The 10,314-nt window shown below is 65.9% G+C and carries 7 protein-coding genes; 1 reads left to right on the forward strand and 6 read right to left on the reverse strand.

Going from position 1 to position 10,314, the window contains the following annotated elements; translation table 11 throughout:
- Positions 1 to 18 precede the first annotated feature (18 nt).
- The 4 genes from ileS to VIL88_RS16530 all read right to left on the reverse strand — a co-directional run bounded on the left by ileS (position 19) and on the right by VIL88_RS16530 (position 6,701).
- On the reverse strand, positions 19 to 3,027 hold the full coding sequence (ileS, locus tag VIL88_RS16515; protein WP_331990687.1) for an isoleucine--tRNA ligase: 3,009 nt from the start codon (positions 3,025 to 3,027) through the stop codon (positions 19 to 21).
- A gap of 498 nt (positions 3,028 to 3,525) precedes the next feature.
- Positions 3,526 to 4,521 (reverse strand): bifunctional riboflavin kinase/FAD synthetase, encoded by a 996-nt coding sequence (locus VIL88_RS16520; RefSeq protein ID WP_331990688.1) that lies wholly within the window; start codon positions 4,519 to 4,521, stop codon positions 3,526 to 3,528.
- 4 nt (positions 4,522 to 4,525) lie between these two features.
- On the reverse strand, positions 4,526 to 5,392 hold the full coding sequence (locus tag VIL88_RS16525; RefSeq protein ID WP_331990689.1) for a TIGR01459 family HAD-type hydrolase: 867 nt from the start codon (positions 5,390 to 5,392) through the stop codon (positions 4,526 to 4,528).
- A gap of 82 nt (positions 5,393 to 5,474) precedes the next feature.
- On the reverse strand, positions 5,475 to 6,701 hold the full coding sequence (locus VIL88_RS16530; RefSeq protein WP_331990690.1) for an EAL domain-containing protein: 1,227 nt from the start codon (positions 6,699 to 6,701) through the stop codon (positions 5,475 to 5,477).
- Positions 6,702 to 6,932: 231 nt separating this feature from the next.
- On the opposite strand from VIL88_RS16530, the gene VIL88_RS16535 reads away from it, so the two are divergent.
- Positions 6,933 to 8,357: a sigma-54 dependent transcriptional regulator gene (locus VIL88_RS16535; protein ID WP_331990691.1), complete on the forward strand. Its 1,425-nt coding sequence runs from the start codon at positions 6,933 to 6,935 to the stop codon at positions 8,355 to 8,357.
- A gap of 122 nt (positions 8,358 to 8,479) precedes the next feature.
- On the opposite strand, the gene VIL88_RS16540 is transcribed toward VIL88_RS16535, so the two are convergent.
- The gene (locus VIL88_RS16540; protein ID WP_331990692.1) at positions 8,480 to 9,445 is read right to left on the reverse strand and encodes a DMT family transporter; all 966 of its coding nucleotides are present in this window, start codon (positions 9,443 to 9,445) and stop codon (positions 8,480 to 8,482) included.
- 24 nt (positions 9,446 to 9,469) lie between these two features.
- Positions 9,470 to 9,664, reverse strand: a complete 195-nt coding sequence (locus VIL88_RS16545; RefSeq protein WP_331990693.1) for a hypothetical protein — start codon at positions 9,662 to 9,664, stop codon at positions 9,470 to 9,472.
- Positions 9,665 to 10,314 lie beyond the last annotated feature (650 nt).

A 10,314-nucleotide genomic window follows, 5' to 3' on the forward strand; every position in this document is an offset into this window, starting at 1 on the left:
GGTGGGAGGGGGTAACCCTCAGTGCTCCGCCGCCGCCAGCTCGCGCAGTGCCTGGGCGTCGCGCAGCGTCACGTCCGGATAGTCCGGGTCCGAACCCACCTCGGGCAGCACCTTCCACGACCGGGCGCAGCGGCGGCCTTCCGCCAGAGCCGGGACCACGGCAACCCCGGGCACGTCATCGAGCGTAAAAGCCTCGGGCGGCGCGTCGGCATTGCCCACCTCGATGGCCGAGGTGATGGCGATCTCCGCCAGATCCTCGCCGGCCAGCGCTTGGAGATAGCGCTCGTCGGTGATGAACACCTTGGGTGCCGCTTCCAGCGACGAACCGATGCGCTTTTCCCGCCGCTCGATTTCGAGCGCGCCGGTCACCACGCGGCGCACCGCGCGGATCAGCGTCCACTTGCTGGCCAGCTCCTCGTTGAGCCAGCTGCCGGGCACTTCGGGGAAGAGGCGCAGATGCACCGAGGAGCCTTCGCCCGGGAAGCGCTCGAGCCACACCTCTTCCATGGTGAAGACCAGGATCGGCGCCAGCCAGGCAGTGAGGCACATATAAAGGTGGTTGAGCACCGTCAGCGCCGCCTTGCGCTTCACGCTCGAAATCGGGTCGCAGTAAAGCGTGTCCTTCCGGATATCGAAGTAGAACGCCGACAGCTCGATATTCATGAAGTTGCTGAGCAAGGTCACGACACGGCGGTAGTCGTATTCCTTGTAGGCTGCCCGCACCTGCCCATCGAGCTGCGCCAGGCGGTGGAGCATGAGCTGTTCGAGTTCGGGCATGTCCTCGAAGCGCGCCTCGTCCTCGGCCCGGTAATGGGCAAGGTTGCCCAGCAGCCAGCGCAGCGTGTTGCGCAGCTTGCGATAGGCATCGACCGTGGTCTGGATGATCTCCTTGCCCAGCCGCAGGTCCTCCGAATAGTCGGACGAGGCGACCCAGAGGCGGAGGATATCGGCGCCGTACTGCTTGATGATGTCTTGCGGGGCAACGGTGTTGCCCAGCGACTTGCTCATCTTCTTGCCTTCGCCGTCCATGGTGAAGCCATGGGTCAGCACGCTGTCATAGGGCGCATGGCCGTTGGTGGCGCAGGATTCGAGCAGCGAGGAATGGAACCAGCCGCGATGCTGGTCCGAGCCTTCCAGATACATCGAGGCCGGGAACTTGAGGTGCGGCCACTTCTGCTTGTTGCGCAGCACGAAGGAATGGGTCGAGCCGGAGTCGAACCACACGTCGAGCACGTCGCGCACCATCTCGTAGTCGTCGGCCTTGTAGCCCTCGCCCAGGTAGCGCTCGGCCGCGCCGGGCTTGTACCAGGCATCGGCGCCTTCTTCCTCGAAGCTCTGAGCGATGCGGTGATTGACGCCCTCGTCCTTGAGGATCTCCTGCGTCTCCTTGTGGACGAAGACCGTGATTGGCACGCCCCAGGCGCGCTGCCGCGACAGCACCCAGTCGGGCCGGTCGGCGATCATCGAGCGCAGGCGGTTCTGCCCGGCGGCAGGGTAGAAGCGGGTAGCGTCGATCGCCGAAAGCGCGCGCGAACGCAGCGTGTCGCCCTCGGCGCCGCCGATGGGGCGGTCCATATAAACGAACCATTGCGGCGTATTGCGATAGATCACCGGCTTCTTGGAGCGCCAGGAATGGGGATACTGGTGCTTGACCCGGCCGCGGGCAAAGAGCTTGTTGGCCTCGATCAACGCGGTGATCACGCGCTGGTTGGCATCGCCTTTCTTGCCGTTGTCGTCGATCACCCGCGCGCCTTCGAAGCCCGGTGCGTCCTTGGTGTAGAAACCGGCATCGTCGACGGGGAAGGGAATCGCCGTATCGATGCCGCGCGCCTGCAGCGCACGGGTCGAGTTCATCCAAACTTCGAAGTCGTCGAGGCCGTGGCTTGGTGCCGTATGGACGAAGCCAGTACCGGCATCATCGGTCACGTGTTCCCCGTCGAGCAACGGCACGTCATACTCGTAGCCACCACCGAAGCCCTTGAGCGGGTGCGCCAGGGTCATGCCAGCCAAGTCAGAGGCAGCGACATCGTCGATACGCTTCAAAGTGAGCTTGGCCTTTGTCCCGCATTCGGCTGCGAGTTTGTCGGCAAAGATCAACTTCTCGCCCGGCTGGGGACCAAAGTCATTCTGCGCTGCCTCAACCTCATAGAGGCCATAGGCAACCTTTGCGGAGAAGCTGACAGCGCGGTTTGCCGGGATGGTCCAAGGAGTGGTAGTCCAGATAACAACGGACGCGCCTGCAAGCTCAGGCGATGTAGGCGCGCCAAGCCGGATGGCTTCTTCGTTGTGCGCTTCTAGGTTCTCGTTGTTGGGTCCCGCGTCGATAGCACCTGGCGTTAGCTTCACCGGGAACTTCACCCAGATCGTGTCGCTCTCGTAGTCCTGGTACTCGATCTCGGCCTCGGCCAGCGCCGTGCGCTCCACCACCGACCACATCACTGGCTTGGAGCCGCGATACAGCTGCCCGGAGGTCGCCACTTTCATCAGCTCGCGCGCGATCTGCGCCTCGGCATCGAAGCTCATGGTGAGATAGGGATTGTCCCATTCGCCCAGGATGCCCAGGCGCTTGAATTCCTCGCGCTGGATATCCACCCACTGCTCGGCAAAGGAACGGCATTCCTGGCGGAATTCCACCACCGGAACCTCGTTCTTGTCCTTGCCCTTGGCGCGGTACTGCTCCTCGATCTTCCATTCGATGGGCAGGCCATGGCAGTCCCAGCCGGGCACATAGGCCGCGTTATAGCCCAGCATCTGCATGGAGCGAGACACCAGGTCCTTGAGCGTCTTGTTGAGCGCGTGACCGATATGGATATTGCCATTGGCATAGGGCGGGCCGTCATGCAGCGTAAACAGCGGCCGTCCATCGGCCTGCTCGCGCTGCATCCGGTAAATGTCCATCTCTTCCCAGCGCTTGAGCCAACCCGGCTCGCGATCGGGCAGCCCCGCGCGCATGGGAAATTCGGTTTCCGGCAAAAACAGCGTCGACGAATAATCGGTCTCGGCGGCGCTGGTGGCGGTATCGGTCATGGAACAACAGGCTTTCGGAAGATTTGCGCCGGGTTGTAGCAAGGCGACGCCGGTGGGGCAAAGGGTGATTTGGCCGAACCACCCCGCGCAAGCTCCCCTCCCCCTCGAGGGGAGATAGAACCAGTGAGGAAGGCACCCTTGCCTCAACCCCGCTGCGGGTCACCCTCGGGCCTGACCCGAGGGCGCTGCACTTGCTGAGCCACCGTTGAGTATAGAGCCCTCGGGTCAAACCCGAGGGTGACGGCCGGTGGATGGGCGAACCACCGGACGCAGGCTCCCCTCCCCCTTGAGGGGAGGGGTTGGGGGTGGGGGTTCCGGCCCACTCCCAAACCCGATGCATAGGAAAACCCAGAACCCCCACCCTCGGTCCCTCCCCTCAACGACGAGGCAGAACCCGTGAGGGAGGCACCCTTGCCTCAACCCCGCTGCGCGTCACCCTCGGGCCTGACCCGAGGGCGCTGCACTTGCTGATCTATCGTTGAGTATAGAGCCCTCGGGTCAAGCCCGAGGGTGACGGTCCGTTGGTGGGACAAACCCCAGCCTGGCATCCAGTTCACTGATTGGTCGCGCTGCCGCCAGGGCCTCGCGCGCCTTTTGCGAATCCCGGTCCATGGCCGCGATCAGTTCATCGAGCCCGGAAAACACTTCCTGCCCGCGGATATGGGCCACCAGCGCCACGCTGATGGTCTGGCCATAGATATCCTCGTCGAAATCGAACAGATGCGTCTCGAAGGGCGGCCGCTGGTTGTTGAACATGGGTTTGCCGAAGGCGGCGACGCCGTCCAGCAGCCGGTGGCCGAGCCGCGCCCGGACGGCATAGACGCCCTGGGCCAGTTGGAAGCTGGCGCGGGTATGGGTATTGGCCGTCGGATAGCCCAACTCCCGCCCCCGCTGGTCGCCCTTTACCACGCAGCCCTCGAAGAACCAGTGGTAGCCCAAGAGCCGGTTGGCCGCCGCCACCGCGCCTTCCGACAAGGCAGCGCGGATGCGCGAGGACGAGATGACCTCGTCGCCCTCGTCCATCAGGTCCAGCGTTTCCACCGCAAAGCCCTGTGCCTCGCCCGCCGCCTTGAGAAAGGTCGGGGTGCCGCGGCGCTGGCGGCCGAAGTGGAAGTCGGAGCCGACGATGACCCCGGTCACGCCCACGGCGTCGACCAGGAAGCGCGACACGAAGTCTTCCGCCTCGATCTGCGAGAATTCCCTGTCGAAGTTGAGCACGGCGATGGCATCGAGCCCGAATGCCTCCACCAGCCGCGCCTTGGCGTCGCCATCGGTCAGGCGGAACATAAAGGGCGCGGGGGCAAAGACGTCGCGCGGATGCGGCTCGAAGGTCAGCACCATGGCCGGCACCCCCGCCTCTTCCGCTCGTGCCTTCAGCGTCCTGAGCACGGTCTGATGCCCGCGATGCACGCCATCGAAATTTCCGATCGCCACATAGGCGCCGCGCAGAACCTGCGGCACCGTATCCAGCGAAGCGAGGCGGATGAAGTCCATCAGGTCACCAGGACAGGCGGGGCAGGAACCCGGCCATATGCGCACGGCTGGGGGCAACAAGGTCGGCAATCGCCTGCGGGTCGGGCTTGCCGAAGGCGTCCAGTTCCGCCGCGTGGATGGAGCCGGTAACGAACAGAAGGTCGATGCCGAACTTGGCGGCGCCGGTCGCATCGGTGCGCACCGAGTCGCCGATCGCCAGCACCCGGCTTTTGTCGAGCGGCCGGCCCGCCGCTGCTTCGGCGAGGCGAAACGCCTCTTCATAGATGGGCTGGTAGGGCTTGCCGGCCATCAGCACCATGCCGCCCATGGCTGCATAGAGGTCGCCCAGGGCGCCGCCGCAATAGATCAGCTTGTCGCCATGCTCGACGACCCTATCGGGATTGGCGCAGATCATGGGCAGCTTGCGGCTGAGCCACTGCCGCGCCCGCTCGCGATACATTTCGGGCGTATCGTCATCGGTATCGAGGTCGGTCACCACCACGACCTCCGCACGACCGGCATCGGTGCGCTCGACGCCCAGGCCTTCATACAGCGCGTCGTCTTCCGTGGCGGGCCCGACATGGTGGATCGGGCGTCCGCGATATTTGGCGATCATCGAGCGGGTGGCGTCGCCCGAGGAAACGATGGCGTCATAGGCCTGGCGGTGCACGCCGAGGCGATCGAGCATCTCGACGATAAGTCCGGACGGGCGCGGCGCATTGGTGATGAACACCACCTTGCCGCCCGCCTCGCGATACCGGGTCAGCGCCTCGACCGCCGTCGGAAAGGCCTCGACGCCGTTGTGGACGACGCCCCACACGTCGCTCAGGACCGCGTCATAGCGGCCGGCGAGGTCGGAAAGGCCGGAAATATCGGGGAGCGGGCTGGTCATCGTCGTTTCCGATGCAAACAGGGGTGCCCGTTCTATGTGGCAGCTTGAGGGGTCGGATCAAGGGGGAACGGCGATGTGCCTGCTATTCGGCCCGCCGCAACTGCCCGATCTGCCGCCCTGCTTCCAGTACGAGATCCGGCCGCACCGGCCCGGGCGCGGCGATATGGGGGCCCTGCACCAAGACGATCCCGTCCTCCAGCAGTTCCACGATCTGCCGTTCGCTGGTGATGCCGGTCGCCAGCAGCTTGACTTCGAAACGCGCCACATAGTTGGCGATATCGGAGGCGTGGAAATCGGTGAAGGCTTCGGGATTGTCGATGAAGTGGGCCGCGTCGATGCGCAGCGAGCGCACGCCCTGCGCCGCCAGTTCCGCCACGTCGATGCGCAGCGACCGCACATCGGTGACCGAAAAGCCGGCCCCCTTCTTGGCGATCGAATCGGCCAGCGCCCGTTCGCCCGTGGTCAGCGCCTGCCACTCGCTGTGGCTGATGGCAAAGATCAGGCCGGGGGCGATGGCGCGGTTGGCCTCCAGCGATACGATCAGTTGCTCGGCCGCCGCCTGGTCGGAGAGCGTCGCCCGCGACAGCGGCACATAAAGCGTCACCGGCTGGCCGCCGGTGCGGGCACGGCGGGAAATGGTGATCGCCTCGACCAGCCCGATGCCCTCGATCTGGCGCCGGAGATCGTCACCGCCGCGGCGCGGCATGAACTCGTCGCGGTCGGCCATCTGCCCCTGTTCGAGGCGCAGGCGCGGCACGAGGTCATAGCCCTGCGGCCGGCGCTGCGGCAGCGTCACCACCGGCTGGATATGGTAGACGAGGCGGTTCTCGTCGATGGCCCGGCGCAGCACATCCTGCCCGATGGTCGGCTCGGGCTCGCGATAGGGCGCCGGCGGCGGTGCCGCCGCCACGCGGCCCCGGCTGCCCGGTGCAGGCGCCTTGGTCTTTTCCTCGATCTCGGCCACGGCTTCCGCCACCTGGCGGATCACCGTGCCCAGCACCGAGATATCGGCCTCAACCACTTCGAGCCGCGTTCCGGCATTGACGTCGGCCATGGCATTGATGCGCTGGCCCAGGACGGCGCCGGCCTGGGCATCGGTGGCCAGCAGCCGCGACAGGTCCTCGATGGCCCGCTCTAGCCGCTGCTCGGCCCGCTGGCGGAGGCTGCGCTCGAGCAAGACGACGCAGACGCAGCCGAAGACGATGCTGGCCAGGATCGCCTCGGCCGGCGTGAAGGTCAGGCCGAAATAGCTGATGCCGCCGACGGCGAGCGCGCTCAGGGCAATGAACGTGTAGACCAGTGCCTGCACGGCTGGACCTCGGACCCATCATGTGCCGGGATTCGGCCCCTTGCTCATAGCATCAGCCTGCCGCGCGCAAAAGCAGGCGGCGCCTGTCTCCCCCGGCAATTGCGGCCTGCCGCGCTGCAAAATGCAAAGGGGGGAACGGATTATTTACCCTGTTGGGGAGTAATGAGCCCATGCCGGAGGTGCCACTCGTGCCGCCGGCGTGGACGATTTCAAGCGCGAGGACTGGCCTGCATGGCGATGCACACCCTGGGCGATGGCGCGGCGCATGGCCGGCTTCTGCTGGTCGACTCGGATCGGGCAGAAGCGGCGCTGGTGGCCGATTCGCTGGGCGAAAGCCTCGGCACGAGCCTGCGCATCACCATCGCCGAGGGCGGCAAGCGCGCCAGCGAACTGCTGCGCGACACGCGATTCGACATCGTCCTGGCCGACCTTTCGAGCCTTGCCGACCTTTCCGAGCGCAGCGACGATGCCGTGGCGCGCCTGGTGCGGCTGGCCGACGGCGCCCTGGTGGTCGCCCTGTCGGATGGCGCCTCGGTCACTGCCGCCGTGGGCGCCATGCGCGCCGGCGCGCATGACTATGTCACCAAGCCCGTCAACGGCCCCGCTATGGTGGCCCGCATCGGCGAACTGGCGCAGCGCCACGGCAAGGCGCGCGCCCTGACGCTGGAGCCGCGGGGCGAAGGCCCCGCCGATTTTGCCGGCTTCATCGGCGCTTCGAGCGCCATGCAGTTCGTCTATGAGCAGATCGGGCGCATCGCCGCCTCCTCGGCTCCCGTCTTCATCACCGGCGAAAGCGGCACCGGCAAGGATGTCTGCGCCGAGGCGCTGCACGCGACCGGCCCCCGCGCCGGCAAGCGCCTTGTCGCCATCAACTGCGCCGCCATTCCGCGCGACCTCATGGAGAGCGAGCTGTTCGGCGTGGCCCGCGGCGCCTTTACCGGCGCGTATGACGATCGCAAGGGCGCCGCCGAACTGGCGGATGGCGGCACGCTGTTTCTCGACGAGATCGGGGAAATGGACCTGTCGCTCCAGAGCAAGCTGCTCCGGTTCCTCCAGACCGGGACGTTGAGCCGCGTCGGCGAGTCGGCCGTCCGCCGGGTCGACGTGCGCGTGATCTGCGCCACCAACCGCAATCCCATGCAGCTCATAGGCGAAAAGAAGTTCCGCGAGGACCTGTTCTACCGGCTGCATGTCCTTCCCATCCACCTGCCGCCGCTGCGCCAGCGCCCCTCCGACATCATGGCTCTGGCCCGGCATTTCCTCGCCCGCTACGCCGCCGAGGAGCGCAAGGTGTTCCGCGATTTCACGCCCGATGTGGCAGCCCTTCTCACCGCCGCCGAATGGCCGGGCAACGTGCGGCAGCTGCAGAACCTGGTGCGGCGCCTTGTCGTGATGTTTGACGGCACCGCCATCTCGATGGACATGCTGCGCGCCGCCGACATCGAATCACGCCCGCTGCTGGAGGCCGAAGCCGCGCCGCAAACTGACCGGCGCCAGGCGATCCTGCCCATGTGGCAGCAGGAACAGCGCATCATCGAGGACGCCATCGCCCGCTTCGGCGGCAACGTGTCGCTCGCCGCCGCCGCGCTCGAAATCAGCCCCTCCACCATCTACCGCAAACGCCAGGGCTGGGCCGAAATGGCCGCCGCGAGCTAGAGGCACGCCTCACCCACCGATCGTCACCCTCGGGCTCGACCCGAGGGCTCTTCACTTATCCAGCCCTCCGCAAGTGCAACGCCCTCGGGTCAAGCCCGAGGGTGACGGCCTGTATAGAAAAACTACGGCGTATTCGCCTCGCGCGCCTTGCGCCGGTCGAGCCCCAGATAGTGCTCGCGCAGGATCACGGCGATGCCCGAACCCACAATAATCAGCGCGCCAAAGACCATGGCGAGACTGGGCACGTCGCCGAACACAACAAACCCCAGCACCAGCGTCAACAGCAGCGACACATATTCGAACGGCGCGATGACCGACATGTCGGCATAGCGGTAGGACGAGGTCATCAACAGCTGCCCTACCCCGCCCGCAAAGCCCGCACCTACCAGCAGCATAGCCTGTTCAGGGGTCGGCATAACCCAGCCGAAGGGAATGGTGAAGAGCGACAGGATGCTGGCAATGATGAAGAAGTAGATGACGATGGCTTCGGTCCGCTCGGTACGGGTCAGGTTGCGCACCTGCATCAGGGCAAAGGCGGTGACGATGGCGCCACCGAACGCCGCCACGGCCCCGATCGCTTCCCGGTCCCCCAGCGGCTGCCCGCTGGTAAACAGCGTCAGGCGCGGCCAGAGGATGATCACCACGCCAATGAGGCCCACCACAACCGCCGTCCAGCGGAACACGTGGACACGTTCCTTGAGAAGGATGGCGCTGAACACCACGATCAGGAGCGGCGAGGCATAGCCGATGGCCGTCGCCTCGGGCAGCGGCAGCCGGGTCAGCGCAAAAAAGCCCAACCCCATCGAGGTGGCACCCACCATGGCGCGGATCACGTGACCCATCGGTCGCCTGGTATGAAGCGCCTGGCGCAGCTGGCGCCGCCACAGCAACCAGCCTGCCACAGGCAGGATGGCGAAGAAGCAGCGGAAGAAGACCAGTTGCCCGGCCGGCACCGACTCGGTCGCCTTGAGCAGCGTGGCCATGATCACGAAGAACACGACCGAAACCACCTTGAGCGTGATCCCGTAAAGCGGCCCGCCCCGAAACGGTGCGGGGCTCGTCTGGGCGGCGGGAGCAGGAGTGGTCACGGCAGTCTCGTGGGTCGCCGGCTTCTACTTGCCGGAGGATTGCTCCAGCTTTTCCTTGGCGATGCGCGCCGTGGCAAAGGCCTTGTGCTCGGGGCCGACGGCCGAACCGGTCTTGACCACCTTGCCGCTGGCGTCATGAATTTCCCAATGCCAGTTGGCATTCGGCCCACTGCCACCCTTGAGGCGCAGCTTGATCTGAAGAGAGTTGTTTTCGGTCATGGGAGCCTTATGGCGCAGGTTCGGGCGAGGGGAAAGAGCCGACGGGCAAAAACTTGCTTTGTTCAGGCGAGCACCCAGACTCCGCCCGCCGCCCACGCCCCCACCCACCAGCCGCCACCCTCGGGCTTGACCCGAGGGCTCTACACTTGCGGAACGTCGGTTGAAGTAAAGACCCCTCGGGTGAAGCCTGAGGGTGACGCTTCGGGAGGTGGCCGTACCCCCTACCCAATCATCGCCTCCCCTAATCTGCCCAGCACGCGGGGGAGACCGGGGATGGGTAAGACGGCGCCCCAACCACTGAGCGGCACCTCCCCCTCGAGGGGGAGGATGGGAGGGGGTGTGGTTTAGCCACCATGAGCCGGCTCCATCCCCCAGCCGTCGCCCACCCACCAGCCGTCACCCTCGGGCTTGACCCGAGGGCTCTACACTTGCGGAGTGCGGGTTGAAGCAAAGCTCCCTTGGGTCAAGCCCGAGGGTGACGTTCAGCTGTTGAACGAACCACCGCCTCCAACAAACTTATCCCCACCCCCTCCTTCCCGGCCTATCCTCCCCCCATCCACCCCGCGCAGGCGGCCTGCAGGCGACAGTGGCGGGAGTGGGCCGGGCGCATGGCAACGTCAGCCAGGGCGGGTCGAGGCATGGGCCGGTAT

It is taken from the genome of Devosia sp., assembly GCF_036563435.1.
Lineage (GTDB): Bacteria > Pseudomonadota > Alphaproteobacteria > Rhizobiales > Devosiaceae > Devosia.

Excerpts from the sequence above, each read along its gene's own strand:
- VIL88_RS16535 (WP_331990691.1), top strand. The coding sequence starts at position 6,933 with ATGGCGATGCACACCCTGGGCGATGGCGCGGCGCATGGCCGGCTTCTG.
- VIL88_RS16525 (WP_331990689.1), bottom strand. The coding sequence starts at position 5,392 with ATGACCAGCCCGCTCCCCGATATTTCCGGCCTTTCCGACCTCGCCGGC.
- VIL88_RS16520 (WP_331990688.1), bottom strand. The coding sequence starts at position 4,521 with ATGGACTTCATCCGCCTCGCTTCGCTGGATACGGTGCCGCAGGTTCTG.
- VIL88_RS16545 (WP_331990693.1), bottom strand. The coding sequence starts at position 9,664 with ATGACCGAAAACAACTCTCTTCAGATCAAGCTGCGCCTCAAGGGTGGC.
- ileS (WP_331990687.1), bottom strand. The coding sequence starts at position 3,027 with ATGACCGATACCGCCACCAGCGCCGCCGAGACCGATTATTCGTCGACG.